17 protein-coding genes, 1 tRNA gene and 1 pseudogene are annotated in these 16,072 nt (G+C 64.0%); 8 read left to right on the forward strand and 11 right to left on the reverse strand.

The features are described from left to right. Positions 1 to 81 precede the first annotated feature (81 nt). A pseudogene (locus tag AC0L3H_RS19365) lies at positions 82 to 1,320 on the forward strand (FAD-dependent oxidoreductase). On the opposite strand, the gene AC0L3H_RS19370 reads toward AC0L3H_RS19365, so the two are convergent. Beyond that, positions 1,283 to 2,044, reverse strand: a complete 762-nt coding sequence (locus AC0L3H_RS19370; RefSeq protein WP_473586539.1) for a glutathione S-transferase family protein — start codon at positions 2,042 to 2,044, stop codon at positions 1,283 to 1,285. The pseudogene AC0L3H_RS19365 and the gene AC0L3H_RS19370 overlap by 38 nt on opposite strands. Before the next feature lie 98 nt (positions 2,045 to 2,142). Here AC0L3H_RS19370 and AC0L3H_RS19375 point away from each other — a divergent pair, with 98 nt between their 5' ends. Next, on the forward strand, positions 2,143 to 2,595 hold the full coding sequence (locus tag AC0L3H_RS19375) for a MarR family winged helix-turn-helix transcriptional regulator (RefSeq protein WP_473491202.1): 453 nt from the start codon (positions 2,143 to 2,145) through the stop codon (positions 2,593 to 2,595). A gap of 37 nt (positions 2,596 to 2,632) precedes the next feature. On the opposite strand, the gene AC0L3H_RS19380 is transcribed toward AC0L3H_RS19375, so the two are convergent. After that, the gene (locus AC0L3H_RS19380; RefSeq protein WP_473586540.1) at positions 2,633 to 3,061 is read right to left on the reverse strand and encodes an anthrone oxygenase family protein; all 429 of its coding nucleotides are present in this window, start codon (positions 3,059 to 3,061) and stop codon (positions 2,633 to 2,635) included. A 178-nt stretch (positions 3,062 to 3,239) separates the two neighbouring features. Here AC0L3H_RS19380 and AC0L3H_RS19385 point away from each other — a divergent pair, with 178 nt between their 5' ends. Continuing rightward, a complete protein-coding gene (locus AC0L3H_RS19385) occupies positions 3,240 to 3,893 on the forward strand; it encodes a TetR/AcrR family transcriptional regulator (protein ID WP_473586541.1) in 654 nt (217 codons plus the stop codon). Between the two features lie 138 nt (positions 3,894 to 4,031). After that, positions 4,032 to 5,051 (forward strand): ketol-acid reductoisomerase, encoded by a 1,020-nt coding sequence (ilvC, locus tag AC0L3H_RS19390; protein ID WP_023798824.1) that lies wholly within the window; start codon positions 4,032 to 4,034, stop codon positions 5,049 to 5,051. Between the two features lie 202 nt (positions 5,052 to 5,253). Here the strand turns inward: ilvC and AC0L3H_RS19395 are convergent, their stop codons facing one another. Continuing rightward, complete coding sequence (locus tag AC0L3H_RS19395; RefSeq protein WP_473586542.1) at positions 5,254 to 5,538, reverse strand: PilZ domain-containing protein; 285 nt, start codon at positions 5,536 to 5,538, stop codon at positions 5,254 to 5,256. A gap of 163 nt (positions 5,539 to 5,701) precedes the next feature. Further along, a complete protein-coding gene (locus AC0L3H_RS19400; RefSeq protein ID WP_473586543.1) occupies positions 5,702 to 6,268 on the reverse strand; it encodes a BA14K family protein in 567 nt (188 codons plus the stop codon). Between the two features lie 159 nt (positions 6,269 to 6,427). Between AC0L3H_RS19400 and AC0L3H_RS19405 the strand changes: the two genes are divergently transcribed. Both AC0L3H_RS19405 and AC0L3H_RS19410 read left to right on the forward strand, forming a co-directional pair. Next, positions 6,428 to 7,540 (forward strand): endonuclease/exonuclease/phosphatase family protein, encoded by a 1,113-nt coding sequence (locus tag AC0L3H_RS19405; RefSeq protein ID WP_473586544.1) that lies wholly within the window; start codon positions 6,428 to 6,430, stop codon positions 7,538 to 7,540. Positions 7,541 to 7,552: 12 nt separating this feature from the next. Then, positions 7,553 to 8,269, forward strand: a complete 717-nt coding sequence (locus AC0L3H_RS19410; protein WP_473586545.1) for a hypothetical protein — start codon at positions 7,553 to 7,555, stop codon at positions 8,267 to 8,269. Positions 8,270 to 8,419: 150 nt separating this feature from the next. On the opposite strand, the gene AC0L3H_RS19415 is transcribed toward AC0L3H_RS19410, so the two are convergent. From AC0L3H_RS19415 to AC0L3H_RS19430, 4 genes are all read right to left on the reverse strand, one after another. Beyond that, a complete protein-coding gene (locus tag AC0L3H_RS19415; RefSeq protein WP_473586546.1) occupies positions 8,420 to 8,662 on the reverse strand; it encodes a hypothetical protein in 243 nt (80 codons plus the stop codon). A gap of 124 nt (positions 8,663 to 8,786) precedes the next feature. Beyond that, complete coding sequence (locus AC0L3H_RS19420) at positions 8,787 to 10,004, reverse strand: ABC transporter permease (RefSeq protein WP_473586547.1); 1,218 nt, start codon at positions 10,002 to 10,004, stop codon at positions 8,787 to 8,789. 2 nt (positions 10,005 to 10,006) lie between these two features. Beyond that, positions 10,007 to 10,711 carry an ABC transporter ATP-binding protein gene (locus tag AC0L3H_RS19425; RefSeq protein WP_287138178.1) on the reverse strand — a complete coding sequence of 235 codons (705 nt, stop codon included), beginning with the start codon at positions 10,709 to 10,711 and terminating at the stop codon, positions 10,007 to 10,009. A gap of 4 nt (positions 10,712 to 10,715) precedes the next feature. Further along, the gene (locus tag AC0L3H_RS19430) at positions 10,716 to 12,008 is read right to left on the reverse strand and encodes an efflux RND transporter periplasmic adaptor subunit (protein WP_473586548.1); all 1,293 of its coding nucleotides are present in this window, start codon (positions 12,006 to 12,008) and stop codon (positions 10,716 to 10,718) included. A gap of 125 nt (positions 12,009 to 12,133) precedes the next feature. On the opposite strand from AC0L3H_RS19430, the gene AC0L3H_RS19435 reads away from it, so the two are divergent. Continuing rightward, the gene (locus AC0L3H_RS19435) at positions 12,134 to 13,045 is read left to right on the forward strand and encodes a PhzF family phenazine biosynthesis protein (RefSeq protein ID WP_473586549.1); all 912 of its coding nucleotides are present in this window, start codon (positions 12,134 to 12,136) and stop codon (positions 13,043 to 13,045) included. A gap of 371 nt (positions 13,046 to 13,416) precedes the next feature. Beyond that, positions 13,417 to 13,492 (forward strand) — tRNA-Lys (locus AC0L3H_RS19440). 130 nt (positions 13,493 to 13,622) lie between these two features. On the opposite strand, the gene AC0L3H_RS19445 is transcribed toward AC0L3H_RS19440, so the two are convergent. The 3 genes from AC0L3H_RS19445 to AC0L3H_RS19455 all read right to left on the reverse strand — a co-directional run bounded on the left by AC0L3H_RS19445 (position 13,623) and on the right by AC0L3H_RS19455 (position 16,054). Continuing rightward, complete coding sequence (locus tag AC0L3H_RS19445; protein ID WP_473586550.1) at positions 13,623 to 14,159, reverse strand: MgtC/SapB family protein; 537 nt, start codon at positions 14,157 to 14,159, stop codon at positions 13,623 to 13,625. A gap of 80 nt (positions 14,160 to 14,239) precedes the next feature. Then, positions 14,240 to 15,250: a nicotinate-nucleotide--dimethylbenzimidazole phosphoribosyltransferase gene (gene cobT, locus AC0L3H_RS19450; RefSeq protein ID WP_473586551.1), complete on the reverse strand. Its 1,011-nt coding sequence runs from the start codon at positions 15,248 to 15,250 to the stop codon at positions 14,240 to 14,242. A 24-nt stretch (positions 15,251 to 15,274) separates the two neighbouring features. After that, complete coding sequence (locus AC0L3H_RS19455) at positions 15,275 to 16,054, reverse strand: adenosylcobinamide-GDP ribazoletransferase (protein WP_473586607.1); 780 nt, start codon at positions 16,052 to 16,054, stop codon at positions 15,275 to 15,277. Between the last annotated feature and the right edge of the window lie 18 nt (positions 16,055 to 16,072).

Genomic DNA, 16,072 nt, shown 5'->3' on the forward strand with positions numbered 1-16,072 from the left:
CTCATCGATACCAGGAGCGATGGCTTGATTTGCCGATAGCGCTGAAGGATTGTCCGGCCTGGGCGAGACGATTCGGCGGCAATGGGCAATTCTCTGGACATCGCGATTGCCGGCGCCGGCCCGGCCGGGCTGGCCGCGGCGCTCTATCTTAAGCGTGCCGGGCATCGGGTTACCATCTTCGAGCGCTTCGACGAGCCAAAGCCGGTCGGGTCCGGGCTGATCCTGCAGCCGACCGGGCTGACGGTGCTTGCCGATCTTGGTGTGCTCCACGACATCCTGGCGCTGGGCAGCCGCATCGACCGCCTGCATGGCGCCGACGCGAAAACCGGCCGCACCGTGCTCGACGTCCGCTATGCTGCGCAGCGCCGCAGTCGTTTCGGGCTGGCCGGTGCACCGGGCGGCCTTGTTCGGCGTGCTTTTCGGCGCCGTCCGGCGCCAGGCGATCGCCATCGAAACCGGCGTCGAGCTCGAGACGCTGGAGACCGGCGAACGGGCAACGCTGATCTGCGGCAACGGGCGAAGGATAGGGCCGTTCGATCTGGTCGTCGATGCCAGCGGTTCGCGCTCCAGATTGCGGCAGCGCGTAGGGAGCCCGGGGAGCCGCGGCCGCTCGCCTATGGCGCGTTCTGGGCGTCGCTCGGCTGGCGCGGCGACGGTTTTGACGAGCACGCTCTGCTGCAGCGCTACGACAGAGCGAGCGTGATGATCGGCGTGCTGCCGATCGGCAGGCCGGAACCGGGCGCCGAGAAGATGGCGGCGTTCTTCTGGAGCCTGAAGCCGGCGGACGCAGAGCAAGTCAGGGCGACAGGCCTCGACGCCTGGAAGGCGAGGCTGGTTCGGCTGTGGCCCGAATGCGAGGCGTTCACGCGCCAGATCGACAGTTTCGATCAGCTTTCGCTGGCGCGTTACGGCCATCACACGCTCAAGGTGCCGGCCGGACGGCGATGGGCGATCATCGGCGATGCGGCACATTCGACCAGCCCGCAGCTCGGGCAAGGGGCGAACATGGCGCTGCTCGACGCAGCGGCGCTCAACTATGCGCTCATAGGAACGGATCGTGTCGATACTGCGCTGGAGGTCTATGTCCAGGCGCGGCGATGGCATGTCCGGGTCTTTCAGGCGCTGTCGCTGATTCTGACGCCGTTCTACCAGTCGGATTCGACCGTGATGCCGTTCGTCCGCGACAGGCTGGTGGCGTCGGTGGTAAGAATCCCGCCGGCGCCAAACATCCTTGCCTCGATGGTGGCTGGAACCGTGGTCGATCCGTTCAGGCGGATCGGTATCAAGGAAGCGCAGTGGCCGCCTCGCTGCGGCGGATGAGTTTCGAAAGGTGCGAACCCTTCGCTTGCAGGAATGCATGAAGGCGCTGTGGATAGTCCGGGGTGACGGCGTCCTTCACCGACTTGCGTTCGTGCAATCGCTTTCGCCAGGCCTCGACACGCGGCTTTCCGCTCAGGATGCCGAACGCGCCGATCCGATCGAAGTCGTCGAAATAGCGGAAGACTGGCCCATAGACTGCATCGACCAGTGAAAAGTGCTCGCCAGCAAACCATGGCCCAGCCCGGCCAGCCGCCAGTTCTATTTCGAGACGATCGAACATTGCCGACAGAGCTTCGTTTTCGGCAAGGAAGGCGGCCTCGGTCGGAGCGGAATAGAACCGACCAATGGCGTTGAGAATGGCCGAGCCGAACTCGATCCAGGCGCGATGCCGGGCGCGGGCCAGCGGGTCGGCAGGATGCAGCGGGTTGGCCAGCGTTTCCTCGAGAAATTCGAGGATGACCGCCGATTCGAAGATCACGGTTTCCTCGCCGTCCTGCTGCACGCGCAGCAGCGGTACCTTGCCGAGCGGCGATATCGCCTTGAACCAGTCCGGTTTTTTGGCGAGATCGATGGTGAGGCGTTCGAACGGCACGTCCTTTTCGCAGAGCGAGATCGCCGCGCGCTGTACATAGGGACAAAGGTGGTGGCTGACGAGAACGAGCTTGCCGGTCACCAGGCCGCCCGTCTCCGGAATGTCGACGATCTCGCAGATTTCATGTTCCATGGCAGTGCCTTCCGATATAAATGCAGTTGCATCTATATAGATGCATTTGCATCCATTGGCAAGCTTGATGCAATTGCATCTATCATCTATGCTGCATCATGACGGAGAATCCCTCGCCGGCGGCCATCAAAGCCTGGGCGCGCCTGATGCGCGTTTCGCGCCAGTTGCTGGAACGAGCCGAAGACGCGCTGAAGGACGCCGGCTTGCCGCCGCTTGCCTGGTACGACGTGCTGCATGAGCTTGCCGAAGCCGGCGAGGGCGGCTTGCGGCCGTTCCAGCTGATCGAGCGCACGCTGTTTGCGCAGTACAACGTCTCGCGGCTGCTGGCGCGGCTCGAAGCGGACGGGCTGGTCGAGAAGCTCAGGGTTGCCGATGACGGTCGCGGACAGACGGTCCGCATCACCGGCAAGGGGCGCGAGATGCGCCGCCGGATGTGGGCCGTCTACGGACAATCGATCGCCGAGCTGGTCGGCGCCAGGCTCTCCAATGATGATCTGGAAACCTTGTCGGCTCTGCTCGGGCGGCTGCGTCATCCGGCGATGCCGGAGTGATGTGGTCCGGCTGGCGCCGAAGATCGTTGCAGCGACGTCAGACACTTCCCCGGAGGAATGCCAGTGCCGCCAGCACGCCAAGCATGACGCGAACCAGATGCAGATTGCCCCATTTGACGATCAGCGCCCTCGCTTGCAGATTGACGGCGGCCGCGTCCATCGCCTCCAGCAACCGGTTTGTCGGCATCATTGCGATCAGCGTCCATGGCCATGGCAGGATGATCAGCACCGCCCCCGTGAAATAGGCGAGACTGCCGGTCTGCCACCAGGCAACGACACCAAGAACACAGGCGACGACGGCAATCGACGCCTGCATGGCGGCGCCGCGCTTGTAGGAAGGCTGCCATTCCTGCAGCAGTGCACGGTCGTCGAGGCGAAGCCGCGCCGGTTGCTCGGCAACGCTGATATAGATGGCGGCGCCCGCGAAAGCGGCGGCAACAGTCAATGCAAGCAGGCCGACGAGCATTTTTCTCTCCGCCATAAGCCGTACGAGCGGTGGCCGTACGAGCGGTGGCCGTTCCGGCCTGGAAGTGTCAAAAAGCGGAGATAGGGCTTGCACCGGGTCCGACAATACGTCATAGACGCGCCGAACCGTAACGTACGGTACGGCCCTGGATGCCGCCTTTATCGAGCAGGAAAAGAGTTTGTTGCAGGCAAGCGTCGACATCGACACCAGCGAAGCGCTGACCGAGCGGCAGAAAGCCGTGCTCGACGCCGCACTTCGCCTGCTGGTCGAGGAGGGCGATCAGTTGACCATGACCGCGGTGGCGCGGCGGGCAAGCTGTTCCAAGGAAACGCTCTACAAATGGTTCGGCGATCGCGACGGGCTGTTGACGGCAATTGTTCAATGGCAGGCCTCCAAGGTGCGGGTGGTGCCGGTCGACGGCAAGGGGCTTAACCTTGCTTCGCTGACGGTGAGCCTCGCACGTTTCGCTTCGGACTGGCTCAAGGTGATTTCGAGCGACACATCGATCGCGCTGAACCGCGTCGCCATTGGCCGTGCCGGGTCGGGGAACGACGATCTTGGCGCCATCGTGCTGGAGAACGGGCGCTTCGCGCTGGCCCGGCGCCTGAAGCCGGTGCTGGAGGCCGGTCGGCAGGCCGGGCTTCTCGAGTTCTCGGATGCCGAAGAGGCATTCCGAACCTTTTTCGGGCTGGTCGCCCGCGACGTGCAGATCCGCCTGCTGCTCGGCGACCGGCTAAAATTGACTGATGCGGCGATCGGCGGCGATGCCGTCCGGGCGACGCAGCAGTTTCTCGCTCTTCACGGAGCAAAAACGGGGCCGCAAGGCCCCTAGAGCCGGATGATTTCAGGTCAAGTCGACCTGAAATCTGAATCCGGCTCTAAATCAAAGAGATAGACCATGATGTCGTCCGAAAACCGCTTCACACTTTTCGGCATCATGCTCTGAATTCAAAAACGGGAAGGAAGAAAAATGCGTGTCTACTACGATCGCGACGCCGATCTCAACCTGATCAAGGGCAAGAAGGTCGCCATCATCGGCTATGGCAGCCAGGGCCGGGCGCATGCGCTCAATCTCAAGGATTCCGGCGTTGGGGAAATCGCCATCGGCCTCAAGGCCGGCTCGGCGACCGCCCAGAAAGTCGAGGCCGACGGGCTCAAGGTGATGAGCGTGGCGGACGCCGCCAAATGGGCCGACCTGATGATGATGGCGACGCCGGACGAGCTGCAGGCCGACATCTATAAGTCCGAGATCGCGCCGAACATTCGCGATGGCGCGGCGATCGCCTTCGCCCACGGCCTCAACGTGCACTTTGGCCTGATCGAGCCGAAGGCCTCGGTCGACGTCGTCATGATCGCGCCGAAGGGGCCTGGCCACACGGTGCGCGGCGAATACCAGAAGGGCGGCGGCGTGCCGTGCCTGGTCGCGGTCAACCAGGACGCTTCGGGCAATGCGCTTGATCTGGCTCTGTCCTATGCCTGCGGCGTCGGCGGCGGCCGTTCGGGCATCATCGAGACCAATTTCCGCGAGGAATGCGAAACCGATCTGTTCGGCGAGCAGGTTGTCCTGTGCGGCGGTCTGGTCGAGCTGATCCGCGCTGGCTTCGAAACGCTGGTGGAAGCCGGCTACGCGCCGGAAATGGCCTATTTCGAGTGCCTGCACGAGGTCAAGCTGATCGTCGACCTGATCTACGAAGGCGGCATCGCCAACATGAACTACTCGATCTCGAACACCGCCGAATGGGGCGAATATGTTTCGGGCCCGCGCATCATCACCGCCGAGACCAAGGCCGAGATGAAGCGCGTGCTGAAGGACATCCAGACCGGCAAGTTCACCTCGGAATGGATGCAGGAGTATCGCGCCGGCATGTCGCGCTTCAAGGGCATCCGCCGCAACAACGACAGCCATCAGATCGAGGAAGTCGGCGCCAAGCTGCGCGCGATGATGCCGTGGATTTCCAAGAACAAGCTGGTCGACAAGGCCAAGAACTGATCGAAATCCACGTTCGTTTCCTTGCGCGTCCTCGGGCTTCGCCCTGCGGGCGCGCGGAGATTTCGAAGAACAAGCTGGTCGACAAGGCCAAGAACTGACCGAAATCCGCAATTTAGCACAGGAAAAAGCCGGCGGAGCGCTCCGCCGGCTTTTTACATGAAGGCCGTGTGGTTGGCTGGTTGGAGAATGCGGTTCAGAGGATTTAGCCGTAGTGCCAGGAGGGCTTTGGCTCGGTGCCGGTGAACATCACGCCGATGCGGTCCTCGCGGCGCCAGCGGACCACCGCCTTGTAGGCGATGCCGTCGGTCGGCACATAGAGCAGGAACTCGTCGGGCACGCGAGCGTCGATCGAGACCATCAATTCGGCGCCGCCGTCATGCATGTTGCGCACCGTGCACGTGACCTCGGACCTGGTGATGCCGGTCAGGATCGTCGCGCCCTTGAAGACGCGCTGCCTGCGTTTGTCCCTGTTTTCGTCTTCATCCATCGCGCATAATCCCTGGTGCGATCGGCAGGATAATTAGGCCCGCCTGATAAACATAGCGTTATCGTCGCGCAGAAAAGGACGCAAAGGGCTTCAGAAGAAGGTGGGTCAGATGAAAAACGGCGCCGCGCGGCGCGGCGCCGTTGGAGTTCATCTGGGGCTCCGCTCAGCTGTAGGGCGACCAGCACTGCTGGCGCGGACCGCCATAGGGCTGGAACGTGTTGTCCCAGGCGCGATAGGACCGATAGCGGTCGTAGCACCAGCGGACATGGGCGCTGGAAAGCCGCTCCGTGCGATACTGACGCCGAGGCGGGTAGTAGCGCGGCTCATAATAGCTCGGCCCGCTATAATAGTTGTAGGCGGGCAGCCCGAGACCCAGGCCGAAATAGATCGCGGAATCATTGAAGTGACGGCGGTGATGACGACGGTGGCGCCAGCGCCGGTCGTCGTGATCACGCCATCTCCAGGCTTCGTCGCGACCGCGCCATCTCCGATCATTGCCCCCGCGCCACTCCCGGCCGCCATGCCGATTGCGCCAGCGCCATTCGCTCCGCCTGTCGTTGCCACCGGCCCAGCTTTCGCGGACCGGCACAATCTCGGCGGCGACGGCGTTGGCCGGCATCGGTAGCACGGGTTTGGCAATCGGTCCGGCGAACGCGGGGGCCGACAGGCCGGCCATCAGACCCAGAGCCAGCAGCCCGGATCTGACAGAAAAAGAAAAGAGCGGGTTCATTGCACTCTCCAAGAGATCTCAGGCCCCACGCCCGGCGATGAAGAATGTCATTCATGCAGCTTCGCGCCTGAACGGAGGATGAACGGAAAGGTTTCGTCAACCATGACCGGCAGGGCGGGCCCTTGTTTTCGGCCGCGCTTGTGGGCAAAGGTCACCGCCATGTCGCTGCGCCTCGCCACCTTCAATGTCGAAAACCTGATGAACAGGTTCGATTTTTCCGGATACCGCAACCAGCTCAACGAGGATCGCACGCTGGCGCTCTTCGACATCCAGAGCGAGGCCGAATACAAGATGCTGGAGCAGGCGCGGGCGATCGCGCAATCCGACGATACGCGCCAGCTGACGGCATTGGCCATCGCCGCCAGCCGCGCCGACATCATCTGCATGCAGGAGGTCGACAATATCGAGGCGCTGAAGGCTTTCGAACACGGCTATCTGTTCAGGATGGTCGGGCATGGCTACCGCCAGAAATACACCACCGCCGGCAATGATTCGCGCGGCATCGACGTCGCCGTGATGATGCGCAACGAGACCGCGCAGGGCCAGCCGATCGAATTCGTGCGCATGACAAGCCACGCCTATGTCACGTTCGAGCAGTTCGGCCTGCACACGCCGGAGCTGGCAGCGTTCGGGCATCAGGCCAACCAGCGCATCTTCCGGCGCGACTGCCTGGAAATCGACCTGACCGTTGGCGGCGTGCCGCTGACGCTCTATCTGGTGCATTTCAAGTCGATGGGCGCGCCCCGCAACGGTCTCGACGGGCGCCAGGCGACGATGCCGCTGCGCATCGCCGAGGCGCAAGCGGTGCGCCGGATCATCGAGGAGCGTTTCGGTGGGGATCACGCCGCCGACAAATACTGGGCAATCTGCGGCGACATGAACGACTATCGGCAGCGCGTGAAGATCTCCGGCGACGCCTTTGACGGCTACCGCTTCGAGGTGATCGATGAGAGCCAGTCCTGCCTCAACGTGCTCACCGCCGGCGGCTTTTGCGAGAATGCGGTCGAGCGGCGCCCGGAAATGGACCGCTGGACCTTGTACCATACGCGCGGGCCGCAGGAGCGGCATCTGTGCCAGCTCGACTACATCCTGTTGTCGAAGGCACTGGCAGCCAGGAACGCGACCGCCGTTCCCGACATCGTCCGCAACGGCCAGCCCTGGCGCACGATCTTTCCGGCAGGCCAGGAGGTGGACCGGTTTCCGCGTTGCGGCTGGGACCGGCCGAAGGCGTCGGACCACTGTCCTGTGGCGATCACCCTTGAAATGACCTGAGGATCGTTTTCGTTGAGCTTCGACCTGCCGCGCAACATCATCCTTCCGGTCGACGCCGTCGATGTCAGGCTCGACCCCGGCCCGCATCCGTTCGAACGCGATAATGCGCAAGCGATCGCCGAGAATTGGCGGCGCGAGACCGCAGCCAACCCGGCGCTGTTCGACGGCACCGTGGTGCTGCTTTCGGCGCTCCGCTATCGCGACAGCAGCCTCGTCGGCCGCTGCCATGCGGTGCGCTACTCGACCTTCATGCTTTGGCGCGGCAATCGCCAGGTGGCGGGGGCCGAGCACGCCTATGCCCATGCCATGCTGGTCGCCGGCGACAATGCGCTGGTGGCGATCCGCATGGCGTCGCACACCGTCAATGCCGGTCGCGTCTACTTCGCCGCCGGCTCGTTCGAGCCAACCGATTTCCGCGACGGCCTTGTCGATGTCGACTTCAACATGATCCGCGAGGTGCGGGAAGAAACCGGCCTCGACCTTGCCGGCGCGGCGCGCGGCAGGCGCTACTATGCCCTGTCGACGGCAACCGGCACGGTGATCTTTCGCCGCTATCGCGAGATTGCATCCGCCGACGAGGTCGCGCAGCGCATCAGCGCCTTTGTCGCCACCGAGGTAGAGCCGGAGATCGACGGGCCTGTCATCATCCGCAGTGCCGATGACCTGCCGGACGGGCTGATGCCGCACATGAAGCCACTGATCGAGTGGCATTTTGCCGGCAAGGACTAACGCATCGGGCCGAAAATCGGAATCGATTTTCGGAAAGCACGTTGCGCAGATTCAAAGTGTTAGAGCGTACTTCGTGCGTCCAAGTGGACGCACGTCGCTGTTTCGAAGTGTTAGAGCGTACTTTGTGCGTCCAAGTGGACGCACGTCGCTCTAATGACGCATTTTGTTTTCGATGGTTTTGCGGTCGTTGCGGGCGGCGACGAAAAACAGCATGACGCCGATACCCAGCAGCGCACCCATCGTCGTTCCCATCGTCTGACCGACAACCTGCTGGAAATCGGCGGTGACATGATCGGGGTTGGCCATGCCATAGCTGGCCAAATACCACCAAAAGCCCGCCAATGCGGCCTCGATGATCACCGTCACCAACGCCGCTCGCTCTTTCTTGCTCATCCCACTATTCCCCCCATATCCCCCAAGGCGATTGCTAGCACCGCGGGCAGTTCCGTGACAGGGGCAGGGCGACGGCCGCGTCAATATTTTGGGGACATCTGAAGGCGACGCACGCTGCGCCGCGCTATTCATGCCTCAGCGCGTCGATCGGATCGAGCCGCGCGCCGCGCAGCGCCGGGAAGAAGCCGAACACCATGCCGATCAGCGCCGAGAAGCCGACGGCGAGCAGGATCACCGCCGGGCTTGGCGCAAACGGGATCGCCAGCGTCAGCGAGGCGAGGCCGGCCAGCGCCAGGCCGATCAGGATGCCGATGATGCCGCCGAGCAGCGACAGCACGGTGGCCTCGACCAGGAACTGGATGAGGATGTGCTTTTCATGCGCGCCGATGGCCAGCCTTATGCCGATCTCGCGGGTGCGCTCGGTGACCGACACCAGCATGATGTTCATGATGCCGATGCCGCCGACCAACAGGCTGACGCCGGCGACCGCGCCCAGCATGCCGGTCATCGTCGTGGTGGCGCTCGCCATGGCGTCGGCGATCTGGGTCATGTCGCGTATCGAGAAGTCGTCTTCGCGGTCGGGCGGGATGCGGCGTGCATCGCGCAAGATGTCCTCGACGCGCGGCAGCAGCTCGGTGGTCGCCGCCCTGTCGTCGGCGGCGACGTAGATCGAGTCGATGTCGCGGTTGCCGGCGATGCGGCGCTGGTAGGCGGCGAGCGGCATCAGCACGACATTGTCCTGGTCCTGGCCGAAGCCGGTATAGCCTTTTGGCTCGAGCAGGCCGATGATCTTGCACGAGGTGCGGTTGACGCGAATGATCTCGCCTTCGGGGTCGCCGGCGCCGAAGAACTGCTGGCGCACGGTTTCGCCGATCAGGCAGACGCCGGTGCCCGAGCGGATTTCCGAATCGCTGAACGGTCGGCCCGAGATCAGCTTCCAGTCGCGCGCATCGAGATAGGCGCTGTCGGTGCCGGTGACACCCGACGTCAGGCTTTCGGTGCCGAAGATGACGCGGACCTGCTTTTGCGAGGCGGGCGAGATGGCGCGGGCGCCGCTCAAATGTGCGACAAGCGCGGCAAGTTCCTTGCTGCCGAGCGGACGTGTGGCCTGGTCGAGCCCTCCCGGTCCGCCGGGCCCGGCCGGGCGGCCGGGGCGGACAACGAGCAAATTGCTGCCGAGCTTGGAAATGTCGGCCTTTACCTTTTCGGTGGTGCCCGAGCCGATGGTGAGCATGGCGATGACGGCGGCAACGCCGATGACGATGCCGAGCAGCGTCAGAAACGAGCGCAGCACGTTGCGGCGCACTGAAAGCAGCGAGAGGCGGACGGTTTCCCAGATCATGGTTACACCACCTCAAGGTTCATGGCATCGGAGGCGACGTGGCCGTCGAGGAAGCGAATTGTGCGCTCGGCATAAGCAGCGACATCGGCCTCGTGGGTGACCATGGCGATGGTCAGGCCAAGCTCGGTGTTCAGCCGCGTCAAAAGTTCCATGATCTCGTGTGTGCGTGCGGTGTCGAGATTGCCGGTCGGTTCGTCGGCGACGAGCAGGGTCGGCCTGGTGACGATGGCGCGCGCGATCGCCACGCGCTGCTGCTGGCCGCCGGAGAGCTCGGCCGGCGTGTGGTGCTCGCGGCCGACAAGGCCGACCTCGGCCAGCGCCTTCATGGCGAGGTCGTGACGCTCGCGGGCGGCGACGCCGCGATAGATCAGCGGCAGTTCGACATTCTCCACCGCGGTGGTGCGCGGCAGGAGATTGTAGCCCTGGAAGACGAAGCCGACATAGAGATTGCGCAGCATGGCGCGGCGGTTGCGGTCGAGGCGGCCAGCATCGATGCCCATGAAGCTGTAGGTTCCGGCCGTCGGTGTGTCGAGGCAACCGATGATGTTCATCGCCGTCGACTTGCCCGAGCCGGACGGACCCATGATGGCGACGAATTCACCGCTGCGGATGGCAAGATCGACGCCAGCCAGCGCATGCACCGTGGCCTCGCCCTGGCCATAGCTTTTCCAGACCTTGTCGAAGGTGATGAGCAGCGAGCCTGACATGATTTCAGCTCCGCTGCTGCGCTGCGGTGATGACTTGCGCACCTTCTGCGAGACCGGAGGTGATCTCGGTCAGCTCGCCATCGGTGGAGCCGACCTTGACGTTGACCGGCCGGGGCCGGCCATTCTCCAGCACGTAGAGCGTGCGCGAGCCGTCGGTGGGCTGCGCCGTCGCCTGGCGCTGGCGGTTGCCGCGTGGACGGCCCATACGGCCCGTGAACAGGTCGCTCAGGCTCCACGCTCGGGCAGCAGATGCCGCCGGCCGGTAGCGGAAAGCCGTCGACGGTACGGTGAGCACGCCTTTTGCCTCTCTGGTGACGACCGAAACGGTGGCAGTCATGCCAGGCCGCAACAGTAGCTCGTTGTTGTCGACCTCGAACCGCGCGTCGTAGGTGACGACGCCGTCGGTGGTGACCGAGGCATAGGAGATGTCGCGGATCTCGGCATCGAACGGCCGCTCGGGAAAGGCGTCGACGGTGAAGCGGGCATGCTGGCCGGGCTTGACCGCGCCGATGTCGGCCTCGTCGACCGCTGCCTTCAATTCCATGTTCCTGAGGTCGGCGGCGATGACGAACAGCACCGGCGCTTGCAGCGAGGAGGCAACCGTCTGGCCGGGATCGACCGAGCGCGTCAGAACGATGCCGTCGATGGGCGCATAGATGGTGCTTTTGGCGAAGTCCGTCTGCTGCGCCTTGAGATCGGCATTGGCGATGGCCAGATTGGCTTTGGCGCTGTCGAGCGCTGCCTTTGAGCGGTCGCGCGTCGCTGTCGCCGCTTCAAGCGACTGGTCCGTCGCCATGCCGCGCTTGGTGAGCGCCGCCGCACGCACAACCGCCCTTTCGTTTTCGGTGAGGGTTACGGTGGCGGTCTCGACATTGGCGGCCGCCGCCTTGGCGGAAGCCTCGGCGCGCTCGATCTGCACCTCCAGCTTGGCGGTGTCGAGCGCCGCCAGCACATCGCCCTTCTTCACCTGCTGGTTCTCGTTGACCGCGACCGAGCGGACGACGCCGGACAGTTCGCTCGAAATGTCGACCTGGGTGAGGGGCTGCAGCGTGCCGGTCGCCGATACTTCGACCGTGAGATCGGCGACGGCGGCCGGCACAGTGGTATAGTCGATCTTGGCGGGAGACGCGGCATACCATTGGTACCCCGCCAGGCTTGCGGCGACGACGACCAGCACAAGCAGGCCATAAAGCCAGCCGCGACGCCGTTTCTTCTTCAGACCCAGGCGGTCGAGCCCGAGTGCCGTCTTTATGTCGGAAGTGGATTCCGTCTTTGGCAGATTGACAATCTGGTCCACGCCGGACCCCTATTATACCAGTGATGTCCCAACCGGTGCACTGATCAGGCCGAATGGTTCAAATATCAAATTAAATTTCGCCCATGTTTGGGCCCATATTGGATTGAGGCAGAAGGCTTTCTACAATGCTGACCCGGAATTACTTGCTTTACGACGTGTTCACCACCGACCGGCTGGCCGGCAATCCGCTTGCCGTCGTGCTCGACAGCAAAGGGCTGGACACGGCGGCGATGCAGGCCATCGCGCGCGAGTTCAACCTGTCGGAAACCGTTTTCTTGCTGCCGCCCGACAATTCCAAGCACCGCGCCCGCATCCGCATCTTCACACCCGACTATGAGATGCCGTTCGCCGGCCATCCGACGGTGGGCGCTGCGATTGCGCTTGCCGAAATGGCTGGCGATGGCGACACCGCCGGCATTTTTGTGCTGGAAGAAAATATCGGCCCGGTGCGCTGCGCCGTCAGCAAGCACGCTGGCGCCAGCTTTGCCGAGTTCGACCTGGCCAAACTGCCGGAGCAGCTGGAATTGTCCGCCGACCCGGAGGCGATCGGGGCGGCACTTGGCCTGGGGCCGCACGAAATCGGCTTCGAAAACCACCGCGTCTCGTTCTGGTCGGCCGGCGTGCCCTACGTGACCATTCCGGTCGCCGATCTGGAGGCGGCGGCCCGGATAAGGCTGGACAACCAGGCGTGGTCGGAACTGGCGCCCCGCAAGAGCGATTGGGCCCTCGCCAGCCCGTATGTCTATTGCCGCGAGACGGTGAACCACGACAGCGCCTTTCATGTCCGCATGATCGTGCCGGGCAATCCATCCTATGAAGATCCGGCGACCGGTTCGGCGGCGGCCGCCTTCGCCGGCGCGATCATGCATTTCGACGGTCCGAGAGAGGGTGTTTCCCAGCGTTGGATCGAACAAGGGCTGGAGATGGGGCGGCCTTCGCGCATCCGCCTCGAACTGAATGTCGAAGGCGGCAAACTCGCCGCCGCCCGCATCGGCGGCCATGCCGTCAAGGTGGCGGAAGGCAAGCTGTTCGTCTGACACACCATCCTTCGTCATCCTAGGGCGTAGCAGGAGCGAAGCGACGTCGCGGAGACCCCTAGGATCCATGCCGTAACCGAGCGGCCGTGCTCCGGCGGTGCGGGCTAGGTTTCCATGCAGCCGTCCGTCTTCTGCAGTGGTGGGCTCTCAGATCGAAACCGTGCGGCTCTTGTGCGCAGGAGCGCATTCTACACCGCTGCATTTTGGGCGACTGTTACGGCATGGATCCTAGGGCCTCTGCTCCGCTTCGCGTTCGCTCCGCCCTAGGATGACGAAACCCGGCGCGATTTGTCGGGAAATGAATCCGGCAGGGCTGGACATGGCGGATGGCGGCGGCTATATGCCCGCCGACGCTGGTTTTACCGGCGAGTGGGTGCGTAGCTCAGTTGGTAGAGCAGCTGACTCTTAATCAGCGGGTCACAGGTTCGATCCCTGTCGCACCCACCATTTAATCCGTTGATATTACTCGCTTTTCGCTACCTGAAAAGAGTGTGGCGAACATAGTGGTTCCCAATCCCGACGGTTGGTTTCCAATTCGCGTTCGGTTCCAGTTGCAGCCTCAGCCCCAGTTGCAGCCTCAGCCTTTGGGCGGCTTGGACACGTCTTCTTCCGACATGGGCTTTTCTGGTCCGGCTTTCTCGCCAATTCCGGACTTGGCGGCAAAACTGTAGAGAAGGCCTGCCGCGACCAGCACCAAAAGCGTGCCGAGTGCTGCCACTTGCCACAGACCGAGCCCGCAGGCCACGCCAATTGCCCCGGACAGCCACATGCCTGCACCGGTCGTCAGCCCGTGAACCTCGCCCTTCGAAAACAAGATCGTTCCGGCAGCAAGGAACGCGACGCCGGCGGTGACCGCTTCGACAACACGAATCGGATCGACCCTTACGGAATCCTGCTGAAACATCGGCGCGTGAATGATTTCAATCGTCAGAATACCGAAGGTAGCCGCTGCCACGCAGACCAGGATATGGGTGCGAAGCCCGGCAGGCCGATTTCGCCATTCGCGTTCGAAGCCGATCGCCGCACCGAAGATCGACGCCAGCAGAAGCCTCGCCGCAATGACGGGAAACGGGACGTATGTCGGATGGCCGAATTCCTGGAAAAGCTGTTGCATGCGTAACCCGGGCTGACCGGCCACAACGTGCTCGGGCCGGCCAGGTTCCCAGGGCAAGACTTGATTCCAGGTTGACGAGATTACTTCTCTGAAACACCGGCCTCGGCAAAGCTTGCCATGCGGGCATGGCATTCGAGCGCCGAGCGGACGATGTTGACGGCGAGGCAGGCGCCGGAGCCTTCGCCGAGCCGCATGCCGAGGTCGAGCAGCGGCGGCAGGCCGAGCGCCTCGAGCAGCCGGCGATGGCCGGATTCGGCCGAGACATGGGCGGCAAGGGTGTGGGCGAGGCCGGCGGGGTGCAATCTTGCCAAGGGCGCGGCGGCGGCGGTGCAGACGAAGCCGTCGAGCAGCACCGGCACGCCTGAATGGCGCGCCGCCAGCGTCGCGCCAAGGATGGCGGCGAGTTCGCGCCCGCCAAGGGCTGCTGCCATCCCCAGCGGGTCGGCAAGCACCTCGGCGTGGCGCTTGAGGCCGGCCTCGATGGCGGTGATCTTGCGCACCAGGCCGGCATCGTCGACGCCGGTGCCGCGCCCGGTCCATTTTTCCGCGCCGCCGCCGAACAAAGCGGCCGATATGGCCGCCGCCGGCGTGGTGTTGCCGATACCCATTTCGCCGAAACAGACGAGGTCGAGGTCTCTCGTCACCGCGCCATAGCCGGCCGAGACGGCAGCGAGGAAGGCTTCGCCGTCCATTGCCGGCACTTGCGTGAAATCGCCGGTCGGATAATCGAGGTCGAGCGGAATGACATCGAGCTCCGCACCGGCAATGCGGGCAAGCTGGTTGATGGCGGCGCCGCCGCCGGCGAAATTCGCCACCATCTGCACGGTGACCTCCGACGGGAAGGCCGACACGCCCTGTGCGGTGACGCCGTGGTTGCCGGCAAAGACGAACACTTTGACGCGGTCGAGCTGCGGCATGTCGCGGCCCTGCCAGCGGGCCAGCCATGCGGCTATGGCTTCCAATCGGCCAAGGCTGCCTTGCGGCTTGGTCAGCGTGTCCTGGCGGCGGGCGACAGCATTTGCCGCGGCGTCGCTGCCGGCAGGCAGATCGAGGCAGGCCGCTCGCAATTCATCAAGCGATTTGAAAGGCATGGGGCAAAAATCTCCGAAACAGAGTCAGGAAAGGCAAGCGGAAGCGACGAGCAGGATTGCGATTTCGCCAGACTGCTGCAGCGCGCCGACCGTATCGCCGGTCTGGCCGCCGATCTGGCTGCGGCACAGCATACGGAAGCCGGCAAACAACAGGCCGAGCAGGATAAGCGCGGCGACCGCGCCACCGAACCCTAGCGCCAGCAGCGCGACGGCGCCGAGCGCGGCGCCGGCAATGGCGGTTTCGGCCGAGACGGGGCCTGCATCGGCCGAGAGGCCGTCGCTGCGCGCCGGCGGCAACAGATGCATGAAAGCGCCGAACAAGCCGCGCGAGGCGGCATGCGCGGCAATCAGAGCCCAGAACATCTGGGCCGGGCCGGCGAATTCCGAAAGCACGCTCCAGCGGATAAGCAGCGACAGGGCGAGCGCGCAGGTGCCATAGGCGCCGATGCGGCTGTCGCGCATGATCTCCAGTTTTTTCTCGCGTGTCCTGCCGCCGCCAAAGCCGTCGGCCACATCCGATAGCCCGTCTTCATGCATGCAGCCGGTGGCGAGCAAGGTCGCGGCAAGGGCAAGGGCTGCTGCCGGGCCGGCGGCAAGGCCGAGCCAGGTCCCGACCGCGTAAACCAAGCCGCCGATCAGCGCGACGGCAAGGCCGGCGACCGGCGCCGCCCAGATCGCGGCAGCAAGGCTGCGGTCCCGAAAATCGACGACCGGCAGCGGCAGCCGAGTGAAGAAGACGACGCAGAGCGCGATGTCATCGAGCGCCTGGCGAAGCGAAGGGGGCATGTTCTCGAGTTTGAGCATCATCTATTCCGAAAACCG

The organism is Mesorhizobium sp. WSM4816, from assembly GCF_055811535.1.

What these genes read in the sequence shown, in the direction of transcription:
- AC0L3H_RS19375 (WP_473491202.1), top strand. Translation starts at nt 2,143, where the DNA reads ATGACGGAGAATCCCTCGCCGGCGGCCATCAAAGCCTGGGCGCGCCTG.
- AC0L3H_RS19400 (WP_473586543.1), bottom strand. Translation starts at nt 6,268, where the DNA reads ATGAACCCGCTCTTTTCTTTTTCTGTCAGATCCGGGCTGCTGGCTCTG.
- ilvC (WP_023798824.1), top strand. Translation starts at nt 4,032, where the DNA reads ATGCGTGTCTACTACGATCGCGACGCCGATCTCAACCTGATCAAGGGC.
- AC0L3H_RS19420 (WP_473586547.1), bottom strand. Translation starts at nt 10,004, where the DNA reads ATGATCTGGGAAACCGTCCGCCTCTCGCTGCTTTCAGTGCGCCGCAAC.
- AC0L3H_RS19445 (WP_473586550.1), bottom strand. Translation starts at nt 14,159, where the DNA reads ATGCAACAGCTTTTCCAGGAATTCGGCCATCCGACATACGTCCCGTTT.
- AC0L3H_RS19435 (WP_473586549.1), top strand. Translation starts at nt 12,134, where the DNA reads ATGCTGACCCGGAATTACTTGCTTTACGACGTGTTCACCACCGACCGG.
- AC0L3H_RS19455 (WP_473586607.1), bottom strand. Translation starts at nt 16,054, where the DNA reads ATGCTCAAACTCGAGAACATGCCCCCTTCGCTTCGCCAGGCGCTCGAT.
- AC0L3H_RS19380 (WP_473586540.1), bottom strand. Translation starts at nt 3,061, where the DNA reads ATGCTCGTCGGCCTGCTTGCATTGACTGTTGCCGCCGCTTTCGCGGGC.
- AC0L3H_RS19405 (WP_473586544.1), top strand. Translation starts at nt 6,428, where the DNA reads ATGTCGCTGCGCCTCGCCACCTTCAATGTCGAAAACCTGATGAACAGG.
- AC0L3H_RS19395 (WP_473586542.1), bottom strand. Translation starts at nt 5,538, where the DNA reads ATGGATGAAGACGAAAACAGGGACAAACGCAGGCAGCGCGTCTTCAAG.
- cobT (WP_473586551.1), bottom strand. Translation starts at nt 15,250, where the DNA reads ATGCCTTTCAAATCGCTTGATGAATTGCGAGCGGCCTGCCTCGATCTG.
- AC0L3H_RS19415 (WP_473586546.1), bottom strand. Translation starts at nt 8,662, where the DNA reads ATGAGCAAGAAAGAGCGAGCGGCGTTGGTGACGGTGATCATCGAGGCC.
- AC0L3H_RS19425 (WP_287138178.1), bottom strand. Translation starts at nt 10,711, where the DNA reads ATGTCAGGCTCGCTGCTCATCACCTTCGACAAGGTCTGGAAAAGCTAT.
- AC0L3H_RS19370 (WP_473586539.1), bottom strand. Translation starts at nt 2,044, where the DNA reads ATGGAACATGAAATCTGCGAGATCGTCGACATTCCGGAGACGGGCGGC.